Genomic DNA, 25,927 nt, shown 5'->3' with positions numbered 1-25,927 from the left:
CACATCTTAACCTAGCGTTACGATGTGTTTTTTTTGATTTACATCCCTTTGGTTAAGTGCTACTTAATCATTTTAACCCGAAAGCAAGCAATACAATTCGTTTTCTAATATTTCCGAAGTCATTTGTATTTCAGATAAAATTAACAGTTGTGTTAAATAAATATTAAAGTGAAAAAAGACGGTAGTACATTTTGAAAAGTGGTTGTTTCATGTACAAATAATCTAAAATCAAAAAAACAACAGTTATGAAAAATGTATTAAAATTAAGTTTGGTATTATTTGCTTTTATTTTTGCCTCTTGTGGTAATGATGATGACGCAGTTATTATTCCAGACGCAGCAACCTCGATCACAGAGTTTGTAGCAACCAATTCAGATTACTCTGCACTAGCTGCAGCTCTAGAGCGTGCGAATCTAACCGCTACTCTAAGCGGTGAAGGACCATTTACAGTTTTTGCACCTAACAATGCTGCTTTCGCAACCTTTTTAAATGCAAATGGTTTTGCAAGTCTTGAAGAAGTGCCAGTAGATGTGCTTACTAACACATTATTAAATCACGTAGTTTCTGGAACAAACAATGCTGCAGACCTAACTACAGGCTACATCAACTCGCTTGCTACTTTTGGCACGACAGATCGTAATCTTAGTTTATTTGTAGATCTTGCCTCCGGAGTTAAAATCAATGGAGTGTCAACAGTTACTGGTGCAGACATTGGAGCATCTAATGGTGTGATTCATGCTGTAGATACTGTAATTGCAATTCCTACAATTGTAACGCAAGCCACTGCAAACCCAGCATTCTCAACACTAGTAGATGCTTTAGTTGCAGGAACAGACGCTAACACAGATTATGTAGCTTTATTATCAGGAACAACGGCATCACCTTTTACAGTCTTTGCGCCAACCAATGATGCATTCTCTGGTTTGTTAAGTTCATTAGGACTAAGTTCTTTAGATGATGTACCACAAAGTTTGTTACAAACTATCTTAAATTACCATGTATTGGCAGGCGCTAATGTACAGTCTGGAGATTTAACAGACGGACAAGTAGCAACTACATTCCAAGGAGAAGATATTACCGTTTCATTGGCAAACGGAGCACAGATTATTGATGCGTCTGGAATGCCAGCTAACATTATTGTAGTAGACGTGCAGACAGGAAACGGTGTAGTACACGCATTAGACAAAGTATTATTACCACAAGCAGCCATTGATGTAGTAGACCCAACTATTGCTGGATTGGCAATGATGACACCAGATTTATCTTCTTTAGCACAAGCCTTACAAATTACAGGATTAGATGCTGCTTTAGGCGATAGAAATGCAGAATTTACAGTGTTTGCGCCAACCAATGCTGCCTTCGATACGTTCTTAGGAGGTGCAGCACTAGAAGATGTTGCAGTAGAAGCACTAACGCAAATTATATTAAATCACGCTTTGACAGGTATTAATAACGCAGCAGATTTATCTACAAGTTATACGAATACATTAGCAACCTTTAACGGTGAAGCAGACGCTCCATTGAGCCTATATATCAATACTGAAAGTGGAGTACGTTTAAATGGAGTATCAAGTGTTGCAACTGCAGATGTTGCGGCTGCAAACGGAGTAGTACATATTGTAGATGCAGTGATAGGATTGCCAACGGTAGTTACTTTTGCAACTGCAGATGCAACATTCTCAAATTTAGTTGCTGCCTTGACTAGAGACGATCAGCCAGATTATGTAACTACGTTGAGCACACCAAACGGAACTTCTCCGGCACCTTTTACGGTATTTGCACCAACAGATGCAGCTTTTGCAGATTTATTAGTAGAATTAGGGGCTTCTGAACTAGGAGATATAGATGGAGCAACATTAACTGCTACCTTAAATACACACGTTATTGCACCTGCTAACATTCGTGCAGAAGACTTAGTGGATGGTCAAGTTGGAACTTTAGGAGATGATATTATCATTGATGCAGCCAATGCAACGATTACAGATCTAAATGGTCGTGTAAGTAATATTATAGTAGTAAATGTACAGGCAGCAAATGGTGTTGTACATGCTATAGACAAAGTAATACTTCCAGAACTATAGGAAGCTATTATTTGATTGGTTAGGTTGTTGAACCGCTCTTTTTTTGCTATGAAAAAGGGCGGTTCTTTATTTTCTTAGGAAATATTATTGGGTTGAAAGTAGTTCTACAAAGAAAAGTGCATTCTTGTTGGGGTGAAAAAGGCCAAACTCATGCGTGATTCATGGTGTATTGTAATGAATTCTATTTTCAGAAAGACAACCCTTTTGTATGAACTCTGATACATACTTAGAAATATCTTCTACTACAATTTTTAAAACAGCGCCTCCATGAAGTGGGTCATCTTCAGTTCCAGCATGCCATTGCAAATGTATGGTGATGGTATCTCTTTTTAACACAGCATAGTGAGTGTTTGATGCAACTATCGTAAAACCAAGAATGTCTCTGTACCATTGGCAGTCATTAGCAATATCGCTACTTTCAAGAATAGGTATTATGTATGGAAGTTGAGGTATTTAGTCTTTTGTTCAAATTTTAAAAAATGTATGTGTTTAGAAAGTAGTGCTTTTTTATTTTGCCTACAGCCTACAGCCTACAGCCTACAGCTTATAGCACAACATCACCAACCTCCAGAAGCGCCTCCGCCTCCAAAGCCACCTCCGCCGAAGCCTCCTCCAAAGCCGCCTCCTCCTCCAAAACCGCCAGAGGAACCTCCACCAAAGTTTCCTCCTCCGAAGCCTCCAGTTCGGCCCATGTTCGATAAGATGATCACATCAAGTAGGCTGGTTCCTTTGTTAGAACCCGTACCGCCGCCGCCACGACCATTCTTTTTGGCGCTTAGCGCAATGATAAAAACGATGAATAAAAAGAATAATAAAAATACCAACTCTGCTGGAAAATTATCTTCTTCGTTAAAGTCTCTGGTTTCTTTAAACTCTCCATTGAGTGCTGCAAAAATAGCATCGGCACCTTGGTTGAGTCCTTCGTAGTAATTGCCAGTTTTAAACTGTGGTACCATGACTCTATTAATGATACGTTCGGCCATTAAATCGGTAATTCTATATTCTATACCATAGCCAGTATTGATGTCAATTTTTCGGTCTCCTTTGGCGAGTAGTATTAAAATACCATTGTCTTCATCGGCCTGACCAATACCCCATTTTTGTCCCCACTTAGCACCCAAAAAAGAGATATCTTCTCCTTTGGTGGTGTCTATTATTGCCACCACAATTTGTGTTGAGGTAGAATCTGCATAGCGGACTAATTTTCGCTCTAAGGTATTTTTTTGAGAGGGTGTTAATAGGTTGACATAATCATATAAGGATGTCTGCTCTTTTGGAACAGGAGGGATGTCAAATTGGGCATTGGTTGTACTAACCCCACAAAATAATGTGAGACAGATGATAAGTATTCTAGTATAAAAGTTTTTCGTTTTCAAATAAAATAATTTTGCCTAATGCCTAATGCCTAATGCCTAATGCCTAATGCCTAATGCCTAATGCCTAATGCCTAATGCCTAATACTAACCCACAGAAATAGTGTCTCCCAATTCATTAACATCATTGGATGTTCTTGGGAAATGTTCTTGTAATTGTTTGCCAGCACTTAATACGCCGTCTACCAATCCTTGTGCTATTTGGTTGTTTTTAAATTGCGATATGATGGCATCTTTTGTGCTTTCCCAAAAGTTTGTTGGTACGACATCGTTAATCCCTTTGTCTCCCATAATCACCAATGTTTTGTCGGCTACAGCAACATAAATTAAAACACCATTGCTATGTTTGGTATTATTCATATGCAGAAAATCGAATACTTGAGCAGCTCTGTCAAAGGCATTCATGTCTTTTACAGAGTTTTCTAGATGTACACGTATTTCACCACTCGTATTACTTTCAGCAATACGAATGGCTTCCACAACGCGTGCTTCGTCTTGTGCACTTAAAAAATCTTCTACTTTAGAGCCCATCTGTTTATGATCCGAAGTCGAAATCTACTTCTGGTGCTTCATCGCTTCCTTCTTTTGCTTTGAAATACGAAATAGGATCCCATTTTCCAATAAAATTATTAATCATATTGTTCGGAAAGGTTGCTATGTGTTTGTTAAAAGGTTTTGCCGATTCATTAAAGCGATTACGCTCTACATTAATTCTATTTTCTGTACGCTCTAATTCGTTGATGAGCTCCTTGAAATTTTCATTAGCTTTTAAATCTGGATAGCGTTCAAAAACGGCTAATAGTCTAGATAAAGCTCCTGTCATACTTTCTTGAACTTTTTGAAATTGCTCCATTTTTTCTGGAGTAATGTTGGTAGGATCTATGGTAATTGAGGTTGCCTTGCTTCTTGCTTCAATCACTTTGGTAAGTGTTTCTTGCTCAAATTCTGCATATCCTTTAGCAGTATTTACAATGTTAGGAATGAGATCTGCTCGACGTTGGTAAGCACTTTCTACATTCCCCCATTGTGCAGTAGCATTTTCTTTTAACTCAATTCCTGAATTGTAAAATTTCGGTCCTACAGAAAAAGCTATAAATGCGATTAAGGCAACAATAGCAATTATAAAAATGAGTGATTTTTTCATGATGATTGGTGTTTTTGTTGTTATAACTGGTCTTTAATTTTTAATAATTCGGCTTTCACCGTTTCTAATTTACGAATTATATCAAAGGTTTCTAATGTTTTGCCTTTGTTTTCTTTTAAGTGTGTTTTAGCACCGTCTAAGGTAAAACCACGTTCTTTTACCAGGTGATAAATTAGCTCAAGGTTTTTGATGTCTTTTGGAGTGAACTTGCGGTTGCCTTTGGCATTTTTCTTAGGTTGTAAAACATCAAATTCCTTTTCCCAGAAACGAATGAGTGAGGTATTCACGTTAAATGCTTCGGCAACTTCACCAATGCCGTAATATAATTTTTCTGGTAGCTCTACATGCATAATTTGTTGGTGGTCTTTGGTCGTTAGACGTTGGTTAAAAGTCTATGTTCTATCAGTCTCGAAGAGACGGTCTAACTTGTATCAGCGAAGCGGTCTAACATCCAAAGGCTTTAATCTAGAGACTGATTCTCTTGTTCACTAAGCTTCAATATATCAGCAAATTCTTCGGGACTCAAATTTCCGTAGTAAAAATTAATTGGGTTGATGCGCTCTTTGTCTTTAAACACTTCATAGTGTAAGTGAGGTGCTTCCGACCTTCCAGTACTTCCTACAAAACCAATTAAATCGCCACGTTTTACTTTTTGTCCTTTTTTTACATTGTATTTGTATAAGTGCGCATACAAACTTTCGTACCCAAAACCATGTTCGATGCGGATGTGTTTTCCATAGCCAGATGCACTATTGTCGGCACGTGTTACTTTACCATCACCACTGGCATACACAGGGGTCCCTCTAGGGGCTGTAAAATCCATTCCAAAATGAAATTTTCTAGCCTTGGTAAAAGGATCTGTACGGTAGCCATATCCAGATGCCATGCGCGTTAAGTCTTCATTGTTAACAGGTTGAATGGCTGGAATACTTTTGAGTAATGCTTCTTTTTCTGTTGCTAACGCAGCAATTTCGTCTAGGGATCTAGACTGTACTACAATTTGTTTGGTTAAAATATCGATACGCTTGTTAGAAGATACAATGAGTTTAGAGTTGTCGTATCCTTCTAAATCTTTATATCTGTTAATTCCTCCAAAACCTGCTTTTCTTTGCTCTTCAGGAATAGGGTTGGCTTCAAAGTAGATACGATACAGATTGTTGTCTCTTTCGGCGATTTCGGTTAATACGGTTTCTGCCTCATCCATTTTTTTGTTGAGGACATTGAGCTGAAATTCTAAGTTGGTTAATTCTCGTTTCAGTTCCTTTTCTTTGGGCGTTTCAAAATTTGGAAGGTTTAAGAAGAGTAGCATGAGTAAAAATCCACTCAGTATAATACCCAAAAAACTCAAAGCGAATAAGCCCGTTTTGCGTCCTTTTTTTCGCTCAATTTTTCGGTATGATAATGTTTCACTATCATAGTAATATTTTACCTTACTCATAAATTTAAAAAACTTATTTTTGCTTGTTGATAAGTAGCGTTATTTTGACTAACGTTACACAAATATAGAAATTGTTTTTGGCATTGCCTTTTCAACTAAAATTTCAGCTTAAAAAACACCTATGAAGTCTCAAGAAATTCGATCTACATTTTTAAACTTTTTTGAAAGTAAAAAACACAGTATTGTGCCCTCTGCGCCTATGGTGTTAAAAAATGATCCTACCCTTATGTTTGTGAATAGTGGGATGGCTCCTTTTAAAGAGTTTTTCCTCGGAAATGCTACACCAAAGAATAATCGTCTTACAGATACACAAAAGTGCTTGCGTGTGAGCGGAAAACATAACGATTTGGAAGAGGTGGGATATGATACCTATCACCATACCTTATTTGAAATGTTAGGGAATTGGAGTTTTGGAGATTACTTTAAAAAGGAAGCCATTGCTTGGGCTTGGGAACTACTTACCGAAGTCTACAAAATAGACAAAGATATTTTGTATGTCACCGTTTTTGAGGGAAGCGACGATGCAGATAATTTAGATATGGATACAGAGGCCTATGATATCTGGAAAGAATACATAGCCGAAGACAGAATCTTAAAAGGAAATAAAAAAGACAACTTCTGGGAAATGGGTGCGCAAGGACCCTGCGGACCCTGTAGCGAGATACATGTAGACATTAGAAGTGCCGAAGAGAAAGCTGTTGTAGATGGAAAAACCTTGGTGAACATGGACCATCCACAAGTGGTGGAGATTTGGAACTTGGTATTTATGCAATACAACCGTAAAGCAGATAGTTCTTTAGAGATATTACCCAACCAACACATTGATACTGGAATGGGCTTTGAACGGCTATGTATGGTATTGCAAGGCGTACAGAGTAATTATGATACTGATGTATTTAAACCACTTATTAGAGAAATAGAAGCTGTAACTCGTTGTGTGAAATACGGAAAAGATGAAAAAGTAGATGTGGCAGTTCGCGTTATTAGTGATCACCTGCGCGCAGTAGCATTTTCTATAGCCGATGGTCAACTTCCAAGCAACACGGGGGCTGGATATGTAATACGAAGAATATTACGTCGTGCTATACGATACGGATTTACCTTTTTAAATACCAAAGAACCTTTTATCTATAAGTTGGTAGATACCCTTATCAAGCAAATGGGGACGGCTTTTCCAGAATTAAAGCAGGAGAAGAATTTAGTCACCAATGTTATCAAAGAAGAAGAAGCTTCTTTTTTAAGAACCCTAGAGCAAGGATTGGTGCTGCTAGATTCTGTAATTGAACAAGCAGAAAACAAAACCATTGCAGGCACAAAAGCATTTGAGTTATATGATACTTTTGGATTCCCAATAGATTTAACGGCACTTATCTTGAGAGAGCGTGGCTACGATTTGGATGAAAAGGGATTTGAAGCTGCTTTAAAAGAGCAAAAAGATAGATCTCGTTCTGCGACCAAAGTGTCTACAGGAGACTGGGTTGAATTAACAGACGATAATGAAGAAGAGTTTGTGGGTTATGATACGCTTGAAACTAAGATTAAGATTGTTAAGTATCGAAAAGTAGAAAATAAAAAGGATGGAGAGATGTACCAATTGGTCTTCAATTTAACACCTTTTTATCCTGAAGGTGGAGGTCAAGTAGGAGACAAAGGCTATTTAGAAGCAAGTAATGGCGAAGTAGTATACATTATAGATACCAAGAAAGAAAACAATTTAATTGTTCATTTTGCGAAGAACCTACCAAGAAATCCAGAAGAAAACTTTAAAGCTGTTGTAGATAGCAAGCAACGTAGTAGGTCTGCTTCAAATCATACTGCCACGCACTTATTACACCAAGCCCTACGAAAGGTACTTGGAGAACATGTGGCTCAAAAAGGATCTATGGTGCATAGTAGAAGTTTGCGTTTCGATTTTTCTCATTTCAGTAAAGTGACTGATGAGGAGTTGCTACAGGTGCAAGATTTTGTGAATGCCCGTATCAAAGAAGAATTACCTTTAGAAGAAAAACGTAACATTCCGTATCAACAAGCTATCGATGAGGGCGCTATTGCCTTATTTGGAGAAAAATATGGTGATGCTGTTCGTGCTATTAAGTTTGGAAAGTCTATGGAATTATGTGGAGGGACCCATGTTCCAAATACTAGTAATATATGGCACTTTATCATTACCAGTGAAAGTGCTGTTGCAAGCGGAATACGCCGTGTAGAAGCTATCACTGGAGATGCTGCAAAGCAATACTTTATTGAAAGAAGCAATGCCTTTGCTAGCTTACAAAAATCATTAAATAATGCCCAAGATCCTGTAAAAGCAGTCACAAGTTTGCAGGAAGAAAATAGTGCTTTGCAAAAGCAAATAGCGCAATTATTAAAAGACAAAGCAAAAAATATTAAAGGTGAATTAAAGAATGAAATCACAGCCCTAAACGGCGTCAATTTCTTAGCAAAAGAATTGGATTTAGATGCTGGCGGACTAAAAGACTTAGCCTTTGAATTGGGTGGTGAAGTAGAAAATTTGTTTATTTTATTTGGAAGCAAAGCAAACGGAAAAGCACTTTTGACCTGTTATATTGATAAGCAATTAGCAGCAGATAAAGGCTTAAATGCTGGACAAATTGTTCGCGAACTTGGGAAACACATCCAAGGAGGCGGAGGAGGACAATCTTTCTTTGCAACCGCAGGAGGAAAGAACCCAGAAGGGATTGCAACAGCGCTTAGCGAAGTGAAAGGATATCTAGAATAGTCGTTTTCTTGTTTTTTAATTGAAATATTAGGTCTGGTTAAACCTATATCTAATAATTAATCTAAAAGATAAAACATAATAACCTGCAAGGTATGAGGAGGTACGACGATCCTTGTAGGTTTATTTATAGTATACTTATAACAATTACTACATGAAACTAATAACACCCATACAGCTCTCACCAGAGAGAAACCAGATAGACTACAAGTCTAAGGTATTGTTGTTGGGAAGTTGTTTTGCGGAAAATATAGGTGCTTCTTTGGAGTACTTTAAATTCCAACATCAGACTAATCCTTTTGGGGTTTTATTTCATCCTGTAGCCCTAGAAAAGTTGATTACCCGAGCTATTAATGAAACCTGGTTTACTGCAGACGATGTATTCTTTGAAGGAGAACAGTGGCATTGTTTTGAGGTGCACTCGCAGCTATCTCATGGTTCTCAAGAGACCTTGATTTTAAAACTAAACGAACAATTATCGCTCCTTAAAAAATGGGTAGAAGAAGCAACACATATTGTATGTACATTTGGCACTGCATGGGTGTATCGACATATTGAAACAGATCGTATTGTTGCTAATTGTCATAAGGTGCCTCAAAAGAAATTTTTAAAAGAATTGCTCTCTCCAGACGATGTAAGTGATGTGCTACTAGGTATTGAGGCATTGCTAAGAGTAGTCAATCCATCATGTGTGATCATCAATACGGTTTCACCAGTTAGGCATACCAAAGATGGTATGTTAGAAAATAGCAGGAGCAAAGCGCATCTTATTGCGGGGGTTCAAGAAATTGTGGAACCAAAAAAGAGGAATCACTATTTTCCATCTTATGAAATTTTGATGGATGAGTTGCGGGATTACCGATTTTATAAAGAGGACTTAATTCATCCAAATGCAACCGCAATCGCTATTATCAGGGAAAAATTTCAAGCTGTTTGGGTGGCTTCGGAAACATTAGCGCTCCGAAAAAAGATAGCGGTTATCCAAAGTGGCTTAGCGCACCGACCTTTTAATGAAGGTTCTGAAGCACATATCAATTTTAAAAAAGACCTGGCAACTAAAATTTCCGAAGTGAACCAAGAACTTCCTTGGGTGAAATTTTAGGCATTAGGCATTAGGCATTAGGTATTCCATTGCTTTGTTGCTAAAGGGTAACACTTTATCCTAGGTTAGATAATCACTACCTAAGATGCTAATGACCAAAGACTAAAGACTACCGACTATAAGCGCGCTATTCCCCTCCCGAAGTTTCGGGACTAAAGGGTGCGCGCTAGCTTCCAAAAGTTAAAACCTACAACCTACAAGCGTAGCGTCCTACCCATTACCTCCTTCTACCTATTTTTTGCGAATACGTCAATTGTCGTATTGTCAGGGTTTTAAGTCTGCTGCATCTTTGCGGTAGGTAACAACAATTAAAACTCAACTGATATGAAGACTTTAAAACAAATTTCAATTTTATTTTTTATGGCGCTGGCTTTTACAGCGTGTAGTAGTGATGACGATAACGCAACTGAAAATAACGGTGGTGGAAACGGCGGGGGTTCTGGAGAAGAATACTTTAGAGCAACAGTAGATGGGCAAGCTTTTGCTGCAGATACAGATTTGGCAACTTTAATAGGAGGGCAACTTAATGGGTCTGGTCCAACAAGAGTATTAACGGCTCAAGGAAGTACAAATAATGGTGATTTTATCAACTTTAATATCATTGGCTATGATGGTGTTGGTACCTATCCAGTAGGAGACGACATAAGCAATGCAAGTATGATTATGTATGGAGAATTAAATGGGACTTCGGTACAAGGATGGCAGTCTAATGGTATTATAGCTATTACAGGTGTTATTGAGCCTGGTAGGATCGTAGTGACTGCTCAAAACGATACAGGTGCAGAAGGAACGTTTTCTTTTGAAGGATATAATGGGGAAGACGAAACTGTAAAGGTGATTACCAATGGTGAATTCAAAATAATTTTCGATAACTAGGTAGCCAAGTATGAAAGATCTCACTAGTTGAGGTTTTTAACTGGGACCGGAAGTAGTCATCATGATGCTTCCGGTTTTTAACTTGATAGCAAAGTAAATGTCTTTATTGTACAATGTTTTTTCTACAGAAAAGTCGTGATTTGTTATGTATGTTTAGTGTAAATAAATCATGTTTTTATACGTCAAGTGCCGTATTGTTTTTTATGCTAATTCGTGGCATTTTTGATTCATAATTGTGTGACATGATTTTTTTTTCATTAAACAAGTTGAGGAGCTTGTCTTAATGGGTTAACCCCGTCTTTTGATGGGGTTTTATTTTAAAATTCGTTTTAAGTATCTTAGTCTCAACTAATCAATCCTTTACAACATGAGAGCTTGCCTTCTTGTGGTTTTTCTAGCAACCACAATTCATTCGGTGTCCCAAACTCCAATAGATAAAATTAATGTTTTAAAAGTGGAGCTTTCCAAGACTTCGTCAGATTCTGTTTCTATTAAATTGATGGGTGACTTATGCTGGTATTACAGAACGGTCAATATGGATTCTGCTTTTTATTTTGGAAATAAAGCGTTGGCATTATCGAAACGTACTAATAATGAGAAAGGAACAGCTCAATCGTATAATGATTTAGGAATTTTGTATTTCAACAAAGGTGAATATCCAGAAGCATTAGAAAATTATAGAAAATCTCTATCCATTAGAAAACGTCTAAGCGATAGTAGTGGTATTGCATCGGCCTATAGTAAAATGGGGTTGTTGTATCAAAATTCTTATAAGATGGATTCTGCTATTTATTATAATACAGAAGCCTTAAAAATATACATCGCTACAAAAAATGTAAGAAATTCGACCACCATTAGAAATAACATTGCTAACATCTATCGTAATTTAAAAATGTACGATAGAGCTTTAAAAGAGCAAAAAGATATTGTGGCATATTTAGAAAATAAATCGCAACCCTTGTTACTCACTCGAAGTTATAATAATCTGGCCAATACCTATTTGTATACAAAAGATACAGTACAAGCCTTAGACTATTATAAAAAAGGTCTTGCACTTGCGAGTACTCATAATTTTGAGAGAGAACTGGGAGGTCTTTATAATAATATAGGCTCCATTCATGAAGCTAGGAGAGAATTTAATAAAGCGAATCTAAATTTTAAAGAGTCCTTGGCCTATCGTGAAAAAATAAAGGATCAATTGGGCATCGCAAGTACCTCTATAAACCTAGCGACCTCCTATTTACAAACAGAAGAGTTACCTAAAGTAGTTCCTTTGTTACGAAGAAGTCTTAGTATTGGTAAAAAATTAGATGCTCAAGATATATTAAGAGGCACATACGCACAATTTTCTGCCTACTATGCCATGAAGAAAAATGTAGATAGTACCTTACATTATCAAGATTTATTTCGTGACATCAATGAAACAATCCTTGGAGAACGTATCACAAAAGAAATTGCTGAAGTGCAAGAGAAGTATGATGCCTCTGAGCGCGAAAAAGAAATACTTTCGCAGCGCGCTGCTCTAGCAGAGAAAGAGATTGAAGTGACCAAAAAGAACAATCAGATTTATGGTGGCTTTGGCTTGGCAACACTCTTAGGTCTTTTAGGCTTTTTGTTTTACAATCAACAAAAATCTAAGAATCATCAGTTAAAAAAAGAAGGAGAACTCAAACAGGCTTTGGCTAAGATCGAAACACAAAATAAGTTACAAGAACAACGTTTGCGTATTTCTAGAGACTTGCATGATAATATTGGCTCACAACTCACTTTTGTAACTTCTAGTGTCGATAATTTAAAATATGGCCTAAAAGATGCAGATCCAAAAATTACCAGCAAACTAGGAAACATAAGTGATTTTACAACCCAAACTATTTATGAGTTGCGGGATACTATTTGGGCGATGAATAAAACTGAAATTTCCTTTGAAGACTTGCAGGCTAGGATATCAAACTTTATTGATAATGCTGGAGCCGCGGCAGAACACGTGCATTTTACTTTTGAAGTTTCTGAAACACTTGATAAAGAAAAAACAATGTCATCTGTTGTGGGGATGAATGTGTATAGAATTATTCAAGAAGCCATTAATAATGCCTTAAAGTATGCCAATGCATCTACTATTTCGGTACATATTACTGAAAAGGATGCAGCGATTCATGTTACTGTCGAGGACAATGGTAGTGGTTTTGATATTGCCAATGCAGCTTTGGGGAATGGGCTTACTAATATGAAGAAACGTGCTAGAGATATTCAGGCTAACATTGACATAAGAAGTGAACTTTCAAAAGGAACCAAGATACTGTTGACAGTTTAATAGGGCAATTGCCCTATGTTTATTATATCGCTTTAGATATACCTTTAAAACAAAAAACATGAATATAAAAATAGCAATAGTAGACGATAACACGTTCTTGATTCACGCTATTAAGGAGAAGCTTTCTTTTTTTGACGATGTCACTGTAAAACATGTGAGTTTAAATGGTAGTGACTTGCTAACAAAATTAGAAGAGAATCATACCATTGATCTCATTTTAATGGATATTGAAATGCCTGTCTTAAATGGTATAGAGACTACGGCTGTGGTGAAACAAAAGTATCCACAAATAAAAATTATCATGCTCACTGCTTTTGATAATGATGAGCATATTTTTAACGCTATTAAAGCAGGGGCAGATGGGTATTTGTTAAAAGAAACCAATCCAGAAGCACTCTATAATGGTATAAAAGAAACACTAGATGGTGGTGCTGCCATGAATCCCTCTATTGCTTTAAAGACATTGAAATTATTGCGAAACCCTAACGCAGTAGAAAACCTAAAAGATCAAGAAGAAATAAAGTTGTCGAAGCGGGAGGTAGAAGTGTTAGAGCAATTAAGCAAAGGACTTAGTTATACAGTCATTGCTGGAAATTTATTTCTATCACCCAGCACCGTTCGGAAACATATCGAAAACATCTATAAAAAACTACAAGTACATAGCAAAATAGAAGCGGTGCAAAAAGCAAAGAATCACAATATTATTTAATGTATTCTAAGCGAATATTATCTATTATTAATGAAAAAGGTTCGGCTTTTTTATTTCCGGCTAGGAAGGTGATTTCTTCGATAACGTCACCTTTAAAATTTTGTAAATCTAAGGTCCTGCCTCGAAACGTTGGATATAGGTCTCCCAATACAATAGTTATTTCTTGCCAGTTTCCATTGGTAGTAAAGGTAGTGGTGTACGAGTATCTTTTTCTATAATCGTCACGAACTCTGCATTGATACTTCTTCCCGTCACCTTTTAATTTGATAATAATTTTGGTAGCGCCAGAAGCTTTCATAGGTTGTGGTAACCGGTAGCGAACCGAAGAAAAGCCTCCGTAGTTTTCTAGTGATATGTTTCCAGAAAAAACACCATAGCCCTCTTTATCTAATGCAATAGTTCCTTGAGAGAGCCCTCCCATCACACCGTCATTCACAATATACCAATTATTGATCTTAGCATCTTTATGAAAATCGAAAACGGTTTGTGCATTCATGCTTGTAGTAAAAAATAGTAGTATAATAAAATAGTGCATAATGTGTTTGTAAACTAGTGATGCTAAGGTAGTTTAAAATATCCAAAATTTAGGAAATGTAGTACCTAAGGTTTTTTTATTGGTGTTTGATTTTATTCTTTTTGAATAATTGCTGGCAATATATATTCAGTCATCATTTTATCGACATTTTCATGTGCATTTGGAATTTGATATGCAGAAGAAGTAATAACAATTACAAAAGGAAGTTCTTTAAAAATGTATATCTTATTTCCTCCCATACCATTACAATAGGATACTTCATATTCTCTATTGTTAATAGTAAAAGTTTTGTTCCAAAACAAATAGCCATAGAAACCATTACCAATAGATAGTTTTATGTGTTTGTCTAAGCTTTTTTCTACCCAATTCTGGTTTAAAATTTGTTTTCCATCCCATAGGCCTTTGTTTTTATATAATTGGCCATATTTTGCGAAATCAATTGCTCTTAGTCTAATTCCACCAGCGGTATTTCCAACTTTTTGTGGAGTAAATTCCCATCTGTAATTTGTAATGCCGAGAGGTGAAAATAATTTTTGATCAGCATAAGAAACTAACCCATTAGGAACAGATTTTTCAATAATATCTCCTAAAACAACTGCTCCTGCTGTGAAATAAGAAAAATCGTTTTCAATTTTATTGTCTTTTTGCATGGGTAAATCAAGTGCGAATTTCACCCAGTTTTTTGTTGGATACATGTTTTCTTCATTTCCTATACTACTGTAGTCATTATCATTTCCTTCAAATCCTGAACTCATTGTTAGGAGAGATTTAAGTGTAACAGAGTCTTTTTTTAGACTGTAGTTTTTAAAGGATTTTAAATCATAAAAATCTTTCAAAAAAACATTTTCATTCTGTATAAAATGATCCTTAATTGCAATACCCATCATGGTAGAAGCTATAGATTTGCCTACAGATCTTGGATCATGTAAACTATTTCTATCTTCTCCATTAAAATATTCTTCAAGTAAAAGTTTACCTTCTTTTATAACAACAATTCCATTAATTTGTTCAAATCTATTTTCTGCTATTTTTCTATTTAAAGCTTCAATTTTTTTGTGATCAAAAGTGTCTTTTGATAATTCCCAACCACTTTCAGGTTGTATTTTTTGAACAGAAATTAGTTTTTGATCTACGGGTATTTCAGCTACTTCTATAGCTATTTTTCCTTTGGCTAAAAGATCTCCTGTAATCAATGTATTTTCTTTTATATAAGGTCTCACTTCTATAACTAGAGAATGATTTCCTTCACTAAGTTCGTCTTGTCCTCCACCTAACTTCATGAATTTAAGCCACATAAACCAACCCCAATAATCTAATTGTTTTGGTGCAGCTAAGCGAATGGAGTGTTGTAGTTGTTCTGTTTTAGATGCCTTTAGACCAGCTCCTTTATCTAGATTCTCTACATACACTATTTTTCCATCTACTAAAAAAGAAAATTGGAAATTGCCTTTTTCTAATAGCTCATCTACAGTTAAGTTTGGTGCTAATATTTGAAGACTTTCTAAAAGTGGGTTGTCTAATGTAAAATGGATATTTAAAAATTCATCTTTGTTTAAAATGAAGTTGTTTGTGTAGTTGTTTTCGGAAGGCTTAAACTTACTAAGGTCATTTTTAGAAAAATATAAGTTTTCAATTTCTTCCGAATGGGATGTACTTGGATTGATATTATTCTTGCAGGATATCAATAAACAAGTTATTAAGATAAATAAATAGTTTGATTTCATGTTATGAGTTTTTGATTGACTTTTGATGAAAAGCAAAGTTGAGATTATTTATTTCCTTAAAATTGTATAAAATTAGTGTTATGAAATATTCTTCAAGATTTTTGAAGGTGTCTTTTTATATATTCGTTTAAAGTTTGTGATGAAATGACTTTGATCGTAAAAACCACATTTGTAGCAAATCTCAGTCATTGAAAATTTATTTAACACAAGAAGGTTAAAAGCCTGGTTGACTTTTATTAATCTTAAATAATTTCCTAATGTTGTTCCAAAATATCTGCTAAATTCTTTTGATATATGAACTGGATGTACACCTAAAATTGCACTTAAGTTTTTTAAAGAATATTCTGTTTTTTCTTCAATCAACAATTCTTTTAATTGGTTTACCCAGATAGGTTTCTTTGAATGCCCCTTTTTAGATTCTTTTATGGAGTTAAATATATTAATCAAATCACTCTCAACACTTAAATTTGAATAAGGATCGTTGATTTTAGTCTCTATAAAGATATGATTCATAAAGTTTTTTATGAGAGGACTTTTTAGGTTAATGCTTCCCTCAAAATTTGCAATATCAATATCAAAATTCGAAAACCAAGTTTCATTAAATTCAATGTGGAACCCTCTTGTAAATTCAGGTGGTTTAATGTTATAATGTGAGTCCTGCCAATTATGAAATAATAAATCTCCAGGTTCTAAGTAATAAGATCTTTTTTTATTAGATTCAAATAGTTTTCCTTCAAGCAAATAGGTGAAATATGGATTTTCATGATAATGCCAATCAACTTTATTATGGGTATATTCTGTGTCGGTAATGATTAAATTATTTAATGCAGATTTTTGATAATGTGTCCCATAAAATTCACCAGTTTTTAGTTTGTTCATTTGCTAAGCTTTGTATCAATTTTCTTTAAATATACGCAGCACTTTTTCAATGTAAATCTTATTTAACGTAGTGCTAACGTTTTATGCTGAAATGTTTGCGAAATATAAAACTTTAGTAAACCAAAAAAAGACTGTTTAAAAGCATTCTCATACTCTAAAACAGTCTTTTGAATTCTAAAATTTCCGAAGTGCTTCAGAAAAAAAAATTATAAAGCAAATGCTTCTTTTACCTTGCTAACGTAGTCTAGTTTTTCCCAAGTAAATAATTCTACTTCCATGGTTTTACTTGCTGCATTAGGAATATCGAATGTTTTGGTAACTACTTCATTGGTTCGTCCCATGTGTCCGTAAGCAGCCGTTTCACTATACATTGGCTGACGCAATTTTAGGCGTTCCTCAATAGCAGCTGGACGCATATCAAATACTTTTGCTACTAGATTTGCGATTTCACCATCTGTCATGTTCACTTTGCTTGTTCCATAGGTGTCTACAAAAATCCCCATAGGTTCTACCACACCAATGGCGTAACTTACTTGTACAAGTATTTCATCACAAACACCAGCAGCCACCATATTTTTAGCAATATGTCTGGTTGCATAGGCCGCAGAACGGTCTACCTTACTTGGGTCTTTTCCAGAAAAAGCACCACCACCGTGAGCTCCTTTTCCACCATAAGTGTCTACAATAATTTTACGACCTGTTAAACCTGTATCTCCATGAGGTCCTCCAATTACAAATTTTCCTGTTGGGTTGATATGGTAGGTGATATCGTCGTTAAATAATGCTTGTATTTCTGGCTTTAAGTCTGCTTTTACACGTGGAATTAATATAGAAACAATATCGCTTTTAATTTTAGCCAACATTTTTGTGTCGTCTTTGTCAAAATCATCGTGCTGTGTCGAAATCACAATACTATCGATACGCACGGGAGTGTTGTCGTCATTATATTCTATAGTTACTTGACTCTTAGAGTCTGGACGTAAATAAGGAATATCTTTTTCTTCTCTTCTTAGCACAGCAAGCTCTTGCAATAGTTTGTGAGATAAATCTAAAGCTAATGGCATGTAATTTTCAGTCTCACGAGTGGCGTAACCAAACATCATTCCTTGGTCACCAGCACCTTGCTCTTCTTTTGTCTCACGATCTACTCCACGGTTTATATCATCACTTTGTTCGTGAATAGCGCTTAAAACCCCACAAGAATTACCATCAAATTGGTATTCTCCTTTGGTGTATCCTATTTTGTTAATGACATCACGTGCAATTTTTTGAACATCTAGATATACACTACTCTTAACTTCTCCAGCCAATACTACTTGTCCTGTAGTAACTAAGGTTTCGCAAGCTACTTTCGATTTCGGATCGAATGCTAAGAAATTGTCTATTAAAGCATCACTAATTTGATCTGCTACTTTGTCTGGATGTCCTTCAGATACACTTTCTGAAGTGAATAAATATGCCATAGAAATGGTTTTATGTTTTTTGTTTGTTGCGTTAGATTTGACGTATACGTCCAGAGAAGATTACAAAATATGTAATTCACTGATTTAGCATTTAATTCTAAAATGATTTAGAATTCTTTTTTCTGAAATATTATATTTCAGAAGAGGTTGCAAGCAGTCAAATCTTTCCTCTTAATTATCGCTGCAAATGTAAACGTTTCTTTGAAATTAAAAAAAGTTATTGTTTATAAAGTATGGCGCGTTGCACAACAGAAACTGGGTATGAAATCACTTCCGGAATACTATCGCTTGTGCCTCCAGAGATACGCTTCTTTGAAGTATTTGAGACTACAATTTCAAAAATCATATGGTCTTTTTCAAAGGTGATAAAAGTAGTTAGTAGGCTGCCTCCCACATCAAAGAGGGCATACATTCGGTTATCGATAACTTTATCGTCTAAAATAATGCTATTGTTTTCATCTACAATGTATTCGCCTTTGTCTTTGTTTTTTTCTTTTAGGGTGTACAGTCGTTCTTGGCGTTGTTCGTTTTCGCCATACACCAAAGTGTATTTATAACTTCCAATACTATCGGTGGGTTGCAAATGAAATTCCATAGGGATTTCAGACCTTCCTGCATCGTTATGAATGGTTAGCGACCCGATATAATTTCCGAAGAAATCATCTGGAAAATGTATGGCTGTTTCTTGAGCTATTGCCGAATAAGTAACCAGTAAAAATAAAATAAAATAGCCTCGCATATGATTTTGTTTGTAAATTTAAGATAATCTGCAGTTTGTTTGAGTAATTTTATTGATTTCTACCCAAACCCTTCCGCGTGTCGCTGAAGCTTTAGCGGAGGTACAAAGGGATAATCAATAAAATTTTTAGTTCTTCTTTTAGGACTGAGGTAAAAACTAAAAATTTTATAAGTGAATTAAAAATTTTTATAGGTATGAAAGTAACACTAGAGCGTAAAAATGATGGCTATTTATTTGAAGCCAAAGGTAAAACTGGGGTCCCAATTTTAATAGATAATACTTCTCAAGAAAATGCACAAGGCGCTAGCCCCATGGAATTGTTATTAATGGGTGTAGGAAGCTGTAGTGCCATAGATGTGATACATATATTAGAAAAACAGCGTCAGAAAATTGATGCATATCACATAGAAGTAACAGGAGGTAGAAGAGAAGTGAAAGCTGCAAAGCCCTTTGAAAGCATACATGTGCATATTTTTTTAGAGGGAGATATCGATCCTGAGAAAGCAAAAAAAGCAGCCGATTTAAGTTTCGAAAAATATTGCTCAGTTTCTATAACATTAGAAAAATGTGTGATTGTATCTTATGAAATTACACTTAATAATAGTAAGATTGCGTACTAAACTCCTCAACCAATTACTATGTTATCAAGAAAAACAAAATATGGTTTAAAAGCACTTACGTTTCTTGCCAAACAAGAAACGGGTTTGCCTGTTCAAATTTCAAAAATTGCGGAAGCTGAGAATATCTCGTTAAAGTTTCTAGAAAGTATTTTGTTGACACTTCGCAAAAACGACTTACTTGTTTCTAAAAAAGGAAAAGGTGGTGGATACATGTTGAGAGAAGATGCCGATAAAATTAGCATCGCATCTGTGTATAGAGTTTTAGAAGGTCCTATAGCATTGGTGCCTTGTGTGAGTTTAAATTTCTATAAGAAATGTGATGACTGTCCAGACGAACATGCATGTTCAATACATCATTTTATGCTAAAAGTGAGAGACAATAACTTAAAAGTTTACGAAAACACAACAATTACCGATTTAGTTTCGGGTGGTCTTCTGTAAGTGAACAATTCAAAAATGTATTTTTCTCACTAGATTAATGCGTATCTTAGTAGTATGATTCCTAGTAAAAAAGATGTCCAAGCTGCTTTTTCAAGAGTATCACCTCATGTGCATAATACACCAGTGCTTAGTTCTAGATTACTCAACGAAATAAGTGGTGCTTCCCTATATTTTAAGTGTGAAAATTTCCAGAAAATGGGTGCCTTTAAAATGCGTGGAGCTATTAATGCTATGTTGCAAATTCCAGCAGCAAAACGTAGCAAAGGAGTTGTTACGCACAGTTCGGGGAATTTTGCGCAAGCCGTTTCTTTGGCAGCAAAAAATATTGGTATACCAGCGTATATTGTAATGCCTAATAATGCACCCCAAGTAAAGCGTGAAGCTGTTGCTGGATATGGCGGGCGCATCACACTTTCTGAGGGTACCATTACTGCAAGAGAAGCCATGGCAGAAAGAATACAAAATGAAACAGGTGCCACCTTTTTACATCCTTCAAATGATCTTGATGTAATTTTAGGACAGGGAACAGCAGCCATAGAATTGCTAGAAGCTCAGCCAAACCTTGAGCTGTTATTTACCCCAGTAGGTGGTGGTGGCTTATTAGCTGGCACAGCTTTGGCAGCTACTTATTATGGAACCAATTGTAAGGTGTATGCAGGAGAGCCTTTTGCTGCAGATGATGCTTACAGATCACTTTTGTCTGGAAAGATTGAATACAACACAAGTGTGAACACTATAGCTGATGGGTTGCGAACTCATCTTGGAGATAAAAACTTTCCTATTATTAAAGAATTGGTCTCTGGTATTATTCGTGTAGAAGAAGAGGAGATTATTGCTGCAATGAAACTACTTTGGGAACGTCTTAAAATTATTATAGAACCATCTTGTGCTGTTCCTTTTGCTGCTTTGTTAAAAGATAAAGAACAATTTTCTGGGAAACGTATTGGTATTATTCTTTCTGGAGGAAATGTTGATTTAACAAACTTGCCTTTTTAAAACCCTTCAATTTTACTTTATTTGCTGCGTGGGAAGATTATTACTAATATGTATCGCTTTATGGAGCTGTATGCTTGTTCAGGCTCAAGAAGATAACACGAATTTTTTTGTGGATGCCAACTATTTTTATGGAAGCATTTTAAGGCATAACAAGGATATTGAACATCTTATTAAAGGACATCCAGAAGGATTTATACTTGGGTATAATGTAAAAACATTTGGAACGGAGCGCTGGGAACAGGCCTATAATTATCCAGATTTTGGTGTTTCTATGGTCTATCAAAACCCACAAAATGAGGTTTTAGGAAGAACCATAGGAGTACATGGTCACTATAATTTTTATTTTCTAAAACGGAATTTGTTTTTGCGTTTGGCAACAGGAATAGCCTATGCAGAAAACCCTTTTGATATTGATGAAAATCCAAATAATAATGCTTTTGGTAGTCACATACTAGGATCTACATATTTTATGTTGGGCTACAATAAACAAAACCTGTTTAAAGGCTTTGGTGTAAAGGCTGGACTGTCTTTAATTCATTATTCAAATTCGAGTGTAAAAGCGCCCAATACAAGTATCAATACTTTTGCAGCAACCCTCGGGCTCACTTATGAAATAGATGCGGCAAACGTTCCTAATTACATACAAACTAATTCTTTTGAGAAAATTACTGAGCCCATTCATTTTAATCTAGTGCTTCGTGGTGGAGTTAATGAAGGAAGCGTAATTGGTTTGGGACAAAAGCCATTTTTTGTACTGTCTGGATATGCAGATAAACGGGTAAGCTTTAAAAGCTCTTTACAATTAGGAGTAGACTTTATGTATTCAAAATTTTTGGAGACAGAAATTGATTACAATGCGGCAGCTTTTCCAAATTCGGGTGTTACAGGAGACGAAGATTTTAAAAGAGCTGGTATTTTTGCAGGATATGAATTGCATGTAAATAGATTGTCGCTGATAGGCCAAGTAGGATATTATGTGTATTATCCTTATGATTTTGAAGGACGTATTTATTTAAGACCCGGATTAAAGTATTACATTCATAAAAAGGTGTTTGCTGTTGTAACCTTAAAGTCTCATTGGGCAAAGGCAGAAAATGTAGCTTTTGGAGTAGGGTATAGAATATAATTTGATGCGTATGAACAAAACAAGAAACATACTATGTAAGAACACCATTATTGCGTTGCTCATTGTGTTTTTGTATGGTTGTAATTCATCTTCAGGAAGTGATTGCTTCCAGGCAGCAGGAGATAGTATTACTACGAATGTTGAAGTGCCCCCTTTCTCTAAGGTGAGAACAGAAGGAGAAGTGACCTTGTTTATTCAGCAAGGAGATGTTCAAGAAGTGTCTGTCACTACTGGAGAAAATTTACTTTCAGATGTTAGCATTAGTGTTCTTGACGACACACTTATTCTAACAGATACAAATGCCTGTAACTTTGTAAGGGATTACGGTGTAACCATTATTACAGTAACTACGCCAAACCTAACGAGTATTAGAAACGCCTCTAATTATGATATACGAAGTATTGGTACCTTAAATTTTCCTGAGTTGCAACTTTCAAGCAATACCGAAGGAGGGCTGGATTCTCCAAAGAAGACTGGTGATTTTTATCTAGATATTGTAAGTGAAGAGTTGCGTGTCAATGCTAACGGACAAAGTGTGTTTTTTATGAGCGGCGCTGTTGCCAAAGCAAGAGTGAGTTTTTTAGATGAAAACCCTCGATTTGAAGGACGAAATCTAGTTGTAAATGAGTTTGATTTCTTTCAAAGAAGCGCCAATAAAATGATTGTGAATCCTCAAGAAAAATTAACAGGAAATATTGTGAGTACCGGAGATGTTATTGCTGTAAATAGACCTCCTATCGTGGAGGTTGAGATTGCCTTTACTGGACAGTTAATATTCGAATAATCTAGATCTTGGAAATGAAAAAATGGCTACTTATTTTCAATCTATTTTTTTGTAGTTATGTCTTACTATCACAGGAAGACACTGGTTCTGTAGTGAAGTATTTTTATAGTATTGAGGCAGATTATTTCTACGGAAATATTCTAGAGCACAACCCAGATTTAGGGCATCTAATATTGGGACACCCCCAGGGAATTTCAGTAGCATTTAACAAGAAAACATTTGGAGAAAAGACTTGGCAAAGACTTTATAATTACCCAGATGTGGGCTTTACATTTATATACCAAGATGCAAATGCACCATACCTTGGTAAGCAATTTAGTATCAATGGGCATTACAATTTTTATTTTCTAAAAAGAAACCTGTCACTCTCCTTAGGACAAGGATTAAGTTATATTACAGACCCTTATGATCCTGTAGATAATTTTAATAATAATGCCTATGGCACGGCGCTGGTGACTTCCATGTTCGCAAAGTTGAGTTATCGCAAAGATCGAATTATAGGAGGTTTAGGTGTGCATGCTGGGATAGAATTAATACACTTTAGCAATGGGAATTTTAGAGCGCCAAACACTAGTACCAATACAGTTGCAGCAACAATTGGAGTGCATTATGATGTTGATTCTGATCAAACACCCACGTATATTCCGAGAAAGGCAACAGATAGTGCAGGTAGTTATAAAGAGCGTATTAAATACAATGTTGTTTTTAGATCTGGAGTTAATGAAAGCAATGTAATTAGATCTGGACAGTTTCCTTTCTATGTAGCTTCTGCTTATGCAGACAAGCGCATTAATTACAAAAGCAAACTACAAGTTGGAGTAGATTTTTTCTTTATGAAATTTCTAGAAGAGTATATTCAATATAGAAGTATTGCTTTTCCCGAAGACGGATTAACAGGGGATGAAGATTATAAACAAGTCGGATTTTTTATTGGTCATGAGTTGTTATTTAACAAAACCGCTTTTGTATCTCAATTAGGATATTATGTGTATTATCCATATGATTTTGAAGGTAGAGTGTATAATAGATTAGGACTAAAACGATATGTACTAAAAGATCAGTTTTTTGCAACCATTGCTGTAAAGTCTATTTGGGCAAAAGCAGAAGCTATAGAATTTGGAATAGGAATACGAATCTAGATGAAGCACATATATTACATATTCTTACTACTGTTGTTTGCAGATTGCAATACAGAAAATGCTCCAGACTGTTTGCAAACAGCGGGCACTATTGTAGCGACAGAAGTTACTGTAGCTCCTTTTACAAAAGTACTTGTTTGGCAAGGAATACAGCTGTTTGTAAGTCAAGGAGAAACTCATAAAGTGATGGTAGAGACCGGAGAGAATTTACTTCCAGAAATAGAACTAAGTGTGGTGGATGGACAGCTCAATCTTTTTAATAATAATGGCTGTAATCTTGTGCGTGACTATGGAATTACAAAAGTATATATTACGGCTCCCAACATCCAAGAAATAAGATCAAGCTCAAGTCTGCCAATCACTAGTATTGGGGTACTGCAATTTCCAGAACTTACACTTATTAGTGAAGATCAAGGGGTTTCAGGAATTACACATACCGATGGAGATTTTAATCTTGAAGTGCAAGCAACTAGATTAAACATAGTTGCCAATGGTTTATCTCGATTTTATATTAGCGGACAAGTAACCAATGCAAACCTTCAGTTTTTTGGAGGTAATGGTGCTGTTACTGCACCTAATTTAGAAATTCAATTTGCAACCGTATTTCATAGAGGGAGTGCAGATTGGAGGATCAATCCCCAACAATCAATTCGAGGTAGTATTGTAAGTGTGGGTGATATTATTTGTAAAAATGAACCTCCTATAGTCGATGTTGAGACTCCATATCAAGGACAGCTTATTTTTGACTAGTAAGTTCTATAAAAAGCTTTTCTAAGGTAGTGTTTTTTTTGTGTAGCTGTAATATTTTGAGTCCGTTGTCATGGGCAAAATCAAATACAACACCGCGCATGTCTTCTTGAGTATCACAATAAATATGGTAATTAAAACCGCGTGTGTTATCAACCTTGTTTACGTGAGGGATCTTTCCTAGTGCAGTTTCTTCGATGCGATAATCGAATTCAACTTCAATAATTTGTTCTTTATTTTTAGAAAGTGCTTCTAAGCTCTTATCAAGAACAATACTTCCTTTATTAATAATAATGACACGTTCGCAAATGGCTTCCACCTCTTGCATGATATGGGTTGATAATACAATGGTTTTTCCTTTTCCTTCACCTCCTAGACTTTTAATTAAAGCTCTAATCTCTACCAATTGGTTTGGGTCTAATCCTGTAGTAGGTTCGTCAAGGATTAACACTTGAGGATCGTGTAACAAAGCATTTGCAAGTCCTACACGTTGTCTATATCCTTTGGAGAGTTGTTTTATTTTTTTTCCAGCCTCTGGTGTAAGACCAGTTTGATCAATCACTTTGGTTACTTGCTCTTTAGAAATATGGTAGACATTTGCATTAAATTGTAAGTACTCACGTACATACATGTCTAGATATAAAGGATTGTGTTCTGGTAAATAGCCTATGCTTTTTTGAACTTCTTTTTGTTGCAAAGAAACATCAAATCCATTTACGATGGCCACCCCTTCATTGGCGGGTAAAAAAGTGGTGAGTATTTTCATCATGGTAGATTTTCCAGCACCATTAGGGCCTAAAAAACCAACAATTTCTCCTGGAGCAATACTAAATGAAATAGCATCTAACGCTTTTTGATTGTTGTAATTTTTAGAGATGTTTTTAACTTCTATTGACATGGAATATGGATGTATTGCAAAAATACAGTATTAAAAAAAGGATAAAAAATTTTGTTGTTGTATAG

The 25,927-nt window shown here is 35.7% G+C and carries 25 protein-coding genes; 13 read left to right on the top strand and 12 right to left on the bottom strand.

All coding sequences use genetic code 11. The features are described from left to right. Window positions 1-245 precede the first annotated feature (245 nt). Window positions 246-2,081 carry a fasciclin domain-containing protein gene (locus ACY2RS_RS09080; RefSeq protein WP_490098327.1) on the top strand — a complete coding sequence of 612 codons (1,836 nt, stop codon included), beginning with the start codon at window positions 246-248 and terminating at the stop codon, window positions 2,079-2,081. Between the two features lie 159 nt (window positions 2,082-2,240). Here ACY2RS_RS09080 and ACY2RS_RS09075 read toward each other — a convergent pair whose 3' ends face one another. From ACY2RS_RS09075 to ACY2RS_RS09050, 6 genes are all read right to left on the bottom strand, one after another. After that, window positions 2,241-2,489, bottom strand: coding sequence for a VOC family protein (locus tag ACY2RS_RS09075; protein WP_490098412.1), 249 nt, complete (start codon window positions 2,487-2,489; stop codon window positions 2,241-2,243). A gap of 149 nt (window positions 2,490-2,638) precedes the next feature. Next, complete coding sequence (locus ACY2RS_RS09070; protein WP_490098326.1) at window positions 2,639-3,457, bottom strand: TPM domain-containing protein; 819 nt, start codon at window positions 3,455-3,457, stop codon at window positions 2,639-2,641. Between the two features lie 84 nt (window positions 3,458-3,541). Continuing rightward, the gene (locus ACY2RS_RS09065; RefSeq protein ID WP_490098325.1) at window positions 3,542-3,985 is read right to left on the bottom strand and encodes a TPM domain-containing protein; all 444 of its coding nucleotides are present in this window, start codon (window positions 3,983-3,985) and stop codon (window positions 3,542-3,544) included. Window positions 3,986-3,989: 4 nt separating this feature from the next. After that, window positions 3,990-4,598 carry a LemA family protein gene (locus ACY2RS_RS09060; protein ID WP_490098324.1) on the bottom strand — a complete coding sequence of 203 codons (609 nt, stop codon included), beginning with the start codon at window positions 4,596-4,598 and terminating at the stop codon, window positions 3,990-3,992. 20 nt (window positions 4,599-4,618) lie between these two features. After that, on the bottom strand, window positions 4,619-4,948 hold the full coding sequence (locus tag ACY2RS_RS09055) for a MerR family transcriptional regulator (RefSeq protein WP_490098323.1): 330 nt from the start codon (window positions 4,946-4,948) through the stop codon (window positions 4,619-4,621). 110 nt (window positions 4,949-5,058) lie between these two features. Next, complete coding sequence (locus ACY2RS_RS09050; RefSeq protein WP_490098322.1) at window positions 5,059-6,036, bottom strand: M23 family metallopeptidase; 978 nt, start codon at window positions 6,034-6,036, stop codon at window positions 5,059-5,061. Between the two features lie 121 nt (window positions 6,037-6,157). On the opposite strand from ACY2RS_RS09050, the gene alaS reads away from it, so the two are divergent. From alaS to ACY2RS_RS09025, 5 genes are all read left to right on the top strand, one after another. Beyond that, a complete protein-coding gene (gene alaS, locus ACY2RS_RS09045; protein WP_490098321.1) occupies window positions 6,158-8,776 on the top strand; it encodes an alanine--tRNA ligase in 2,619 nt (872 codons plus the stop codon). Window positions 8,777-8,927: 151 nt separating this feature from the next. Further along, complete coding sequence (locus tag ACY2RS_RS09040) at window positions 8,928-9,875, top strand: GSCFA domain-containing protein (protein WP_490098320.1); 948 nt, start codon at window positions 8,928-8,930, stop codon at window positions 9,873-9,875. A gap of 324 nt (window positions 9,876-10,199) precedes the next feature. Then, window positions 10,200-10,751: a DUF6252 domain-containing protein gene (locus tag ACY2RS_RS09035; protein WP_490098319.1), complete on the top strand. Its 552-nt coding sequence runs from the start codon at window positions 10,200-10,202 to the stop codon at window positions 10,749-10,751. A gap of 367 nt (window positions 10,752-11,118) precedes the next feature. Beyond that, the gene (locus tag ACY2RS_RS09030; protein WP_490098318.1) at window positions 11,119-13,062 is read left to right on the top strand and encodes a tetratricopeptide repeat-containing sensor histidine kinase; all 1,944 of its coding nucleotides are present in this window, start codon (window positions 11,119-11,121) and stop codon (window positions 13,060-13,062) included. Between the two features lie 58 nt (window positions 13,063-13,120). Then, complete coding sequence (locus ACY2RS_RS09025; RefSeq protein WP_490098317.1) at window positions 13,121-13,771, top strand: response regulator; 651 nt, start codon at window positions 13,121-13,123, stop codon at window positions 13,769-13,771. On the opposite strand, the gene ACY2RS_RS09020 is transcribed toward ACY2RS_RS09025, so the two are convergent. From ACY2RS_RS09020 to ACY2RS_RS09000, 5 genes are all read right to left on the bottom strand, one after another. Next, on the bottom strand, window positions 13,764-14,306 hold the full coding sequence (locus ACY2RS_RS09020) for a CIA30 family protein (RefSeq protein ID WP_490098316.1): 543 nt from the start codon (window positions 14,304-14,306) through the stop codon (window positions 13,764-13,766). The two genes, ACY2RS_RS09025 and ACY2RS_RS09020, sit on opposite strands and share 8 nt — an antisense overlap. Before the next feature lie 92 nt (window positions 14,307-14,398). Beyond that, entirely contained in the window at window positions 14,399-16,030 is a 1,632-nt protein-coding gene (locus ACY2RS_RS09015) for a serine hydrolase domain-containing protein (RefSeq protein WP_490098315.1), read from the bottom strand. Between the two features lie 78 nt (window positions 16,031-16,108). Further along, the gene (locus ACY2RS_RS09010; RefSeq protein WP_490098314.1) at window positions 16,109-16,909 is read right to left on the bottom strand and encodes a helix-turn-helix domain-containing protein; all 801 of its coding nucleotides are present in this window, start codon (window positions 16,907-16,909) and stop codon (window positions 16,109-16,111) included. Between the two features lie 206 nt (window positions 16,910-17,115). Then, window positions 17,116-18,372: a methionine adenosyltransferase gene (gene metK, locus ACY2RS_RS09005; protein ID WP_490098313.1), complete on the bottom strand. Its 1,257-nt coding sequence runs from the start codon at window positions 18,370-18,372 to the stop codon at window positions 17,116-17,118. A gap of 217 nt (window positions 18,373-18,589) precedes the next feature. Beyond that, window positions 18,590-19,111 (bottom strand): hypothetical protein, encoded by a 522-nt coding sequence (locus ACY2RS_RS09000; RefSeq protein WP_490098312.1) that lies wholly within the window; start codon window positions 19,109-19,111, stop codon window positions 18,590-18,592. 194 nt (window positions 19,112-19,305) lie between these two features. Between ACY2RS_RS09000 and ACY2RS_RS08995 the strand changes: the two genes are divergently transcribed. The 7 genes from ACY2RS_RS08995 (at window position 19,306) to ACY2RS_RS08965 (ending at window position 24,967) form a co-directional block, all read left to right on the top strand. Then, entirely contained in the window at window positions 19,306-19,731 is a 426-nt protein-coding gene (locus ACY2RS_RS08995; RefSeq protein WP_490098311.1) for an OsmC family protein, read from the top strand. Window positions 19,732-19,749: 18 nt separating this feature from the next. Next, entirely contained in the window at window positions 19,750-20,172 is a 423-nt protein-coding gene (locus ACY2RS_RS08990) for an RrF2 family transcriptional regulator (protein ID WP_490098310.1), read from the top strand. A 54-nt stretch (window positions 20,173-20,226) separates the two neighbouring features. Further along, window positions 20,227-21,168, top strand: a complete 942-nt coding sequence (locus ACY2RS_RS08985) for a pyridoxal-phosphate dependent enzyme (protein ID WP_490098309.1) — start codon at window positions 20,227-20,229, stop codon at window positions 21,166-21,168. 70 nt (window positions 21,169-21,238) lie between these two features. Continuing rightward, complete coding sequence (locus tag ACY2RS_RS08980) at window positions 21,239-22,294, top strand: acyloxyacyl hydrolase (RefSeq protein WP_490098308.1); 1,056 nt, start codon at window positions 21,239-21,241, stop codon at window positions 22,292-22,294. Window positions 22,295-22,304: 10 nt separating this feature from the next. Beyond that, window positions 22,305-23,078 carry a head GIN domain-containing protein gene (locus ACY2RS_RS08975; RefSeq protein ID WP_490098307.1) on the top strand — a complete coding sequence of 258 codons (774 nt, stop codon included), beginning with the start codon at window positions 22,305-22,307 and terminating at the stop codon, window positions 23,076-23,078. A gap of 14 nt (window positions 23,079-23,092) precedes the next feature. Next, window positions 23,093-24,217, top strand: coding sequence for an acyloxyacyl hydrolase (locus ACY2RS_RS08970; RefSeq protein WP_490098306.1), 1,125 nt, complete (start codon window positions 23,093-23,095; stop codon window positions 24,215-24,217). Continuing rightward, the gene (locus ACY2RS_RS08965) at window positions 24,218-24,967 is read left to right on the top strand and encodes a head GIN domain-containing protein (RefSeq protein ID WP_490098305.1); all 750 of its coding nucleotides are present in this window, start codon (window positions 24,218-24,220) and stop codon (window positions 24,965-24,967) included. Here ACY2RS_RS08965 and gldA read toward each other — a convergent pair. Next, on the bottom strand, window positions 24,954-25,862 hold the full coding sequence (gldA, locus tag ACY2RS_RS08960; protein WP_490098304.1) for a gliding motility-associated ABC transporter ATP-binding subunit GldA: 909 nt from the start codon (window positions 25,860-25,862) through the stop codon (window positions 24,954-24,956). The genes ACY2RS_RS08965 and gldA overlap by 14 nt on opposite strands. Between the last annotated feature and the right edge of the window lie 65 nt (window positions 25,863-25,927).

This window comes from Patiriisocius sp. 208BN25-11 (genome assembly GCF_058147145.1).
This window is presented reverse-complemented; position numbering and strand designations above follow the sequence as displayed.

What these genes read in the sequence shown, in the direction of transcription:
- ACY2RS_RS09030 (WP_490098318.1), top strand. Translation starts at nt 11,119, where the DNA reads ATGAGAGCTTGCCTTCTTGTGGTTTTTCTAGCAACCACAATTCATTCG.
- gldA (WP_490098304.1), bottom strand. Translation starts at nt 25,862, where the DNA reads ATGTCAATAGAAGTTAAAAACATCTCTAAAAATTACAACAATCAAAAA.
- ACY2RS_RS09015 (WP_490098315.1), bottom strand. Translation starts at nt 16,030, where the DNA reads ATGAAATCAAACTATTTATTTATCTTAATAACTTGTTTATTGATATCC.
- ACY2RS_RS09010 (WP_490098314.1), bottom strand. Translation starts at nt 16,909, where the DNA reads ATGAACAAACTAAAAACTGGTGAATTTTATGGGACACATTATCAAAAA.
- ACY2RS_RS08965 (WP_490098305.1), top strand. Translation starts at nt 24,218, where the DNA reads ATGAAGCACATATATTACATATTCTTACTACTGTTGTTTGCAGATTGC.
- ACY2RS_RS09060 (WP_490098324.1), bottom strand. Translation starts at nt 4,598, where the DNA reads ATGAAAAAATCACTCATTTTTATAATTGCTATTGTTGCCTTAATCGCA.
- ACY2RS_RS09065 (WP_490098325.1), bottom strand. Translation starts at nt 3,985, where the DNA reads ATGGGCTCTAAAGTAGAAGATTTTTTAAGTGCACAAGACGAAGCACGC.
- ACY2RS_RS09000 (WP_490098312.1), bottom strand. Translation starts at nt 19,111, where the DNA reads ATGCGAGGCTATTTTATTTTATTTTTACTGGTTACTTATTCGGCAATA.
- ACY2RS_RS08975 (WP_490098307.1), top strand. Translation starts at nt 22,305, where the DNA reads ATGAACAAAACAAGAAACATACTATGTAAGAACACCATTATTGCGTTG.
- ACY2RS_RS08985 (WP_490098309.1), top strand. Translation starts at nt 20,227, where the DNA reads ATGATTCCTAGTAAAAAAGATGTCCAAGCTGCTTTTTCAAGAGTATCA.
- metK (WP_490098313.1), bottom strand. Translation starts at nt 18,372, where the DNA reads ATGGCATATTTATTCACTTCAGAAAGTGTATCTGAAGGACATCCAGAC.
- ACY2RS_RS09035 (WP_490098319.1), top strand. Translation starts at nt 10,200, where the DNA reads ATGAAGACTTTAAAACAAATTTCAATTTTATTTTTTATGGCGCTGGCT.
- ACY2RS_RS09020 (WP_490098316.1), bottom strand. Translation starts at nt 14,306, where the DNA reads ATGCACTATTTTATTATACTACTATTTTTTACTACAAGCATGAATGCA.
- ACY2RS_RS08970 (WP_490098306.1), top strand. Translation starts at nt 23,093, where the DNA reads ATGAAAAAATGGCTACTTATTTTCAATCTATTTTTTTGTAGTTATGTC.
- ACY2RS_RS09050 (WP_490098322.1), bottom strand. Translation starts at nt 6,036, where the DNA reads ATGAGTAAGGTAAAATATTACTATGATAGTGAAACATTATCATACCGA.
- ACY2RS_RS09080 (WP_490098327.1), top strand. Translation starts at nt 246, where the DNA reads ATGAAAAATGTATTAAAATTAAGTTTGGTATTATTTGCTTTTATTTTT.
- ACY2RS_RS09055 (WP_490098323.1), bottom strand. Translation starts at nt 4,948, where the DNA reads ATGCATGTAGAGCTACCAGAAAAATTATATTACGGCATTGGTGAAGTT.
- alaS (WP_490098321.1), top strand. Translation starts at nt 6,158, where the DNA reads ATGAAGTCTCAAGAAATTCGATCTACATTTTTAAACTTTTTTGAAAGT.
- ACY2RS_RS08995 (WP_490098311.1), top strand. Translation starts at nt 19,306, where the DNA reads ATGAAAGTAACACTAGAGCGTAAAAATGATGGCTATTTATTTGAAGCC.
- ACY2RS_RS09040 (WP_490098320.1), top strand. Translation starts at nt 8,928, where the DNA reads ATGAAACTAATAACACCCATACAGCTCTCACCAGAGAGAAACCAGATA.
- ACY2RS_RS08990 (WP_490098310.1), top strand. Translation starts at nt 19,750, where the DNA reads ATGTTATCAAGAAAAACAAAATATGGTTTAAAAGCACTTACGTTTCTT.
- ACY2RS_RS09025 (WP_490098317.1), top strand. Translation starts at nt 13,121, where the DNA reads ATGAATATAAAAATAGCAATAGTAGACGATAACACGTTCTTGATTCAC.
- ACY2RS_RS08980 (WP_490098308.1), top strand. Translation starts at nt 21,239, where the DNA reads ATGCTTGTTCAGGCTCAAGAAGATAACACGAATTTTTTTGTGGATGCC.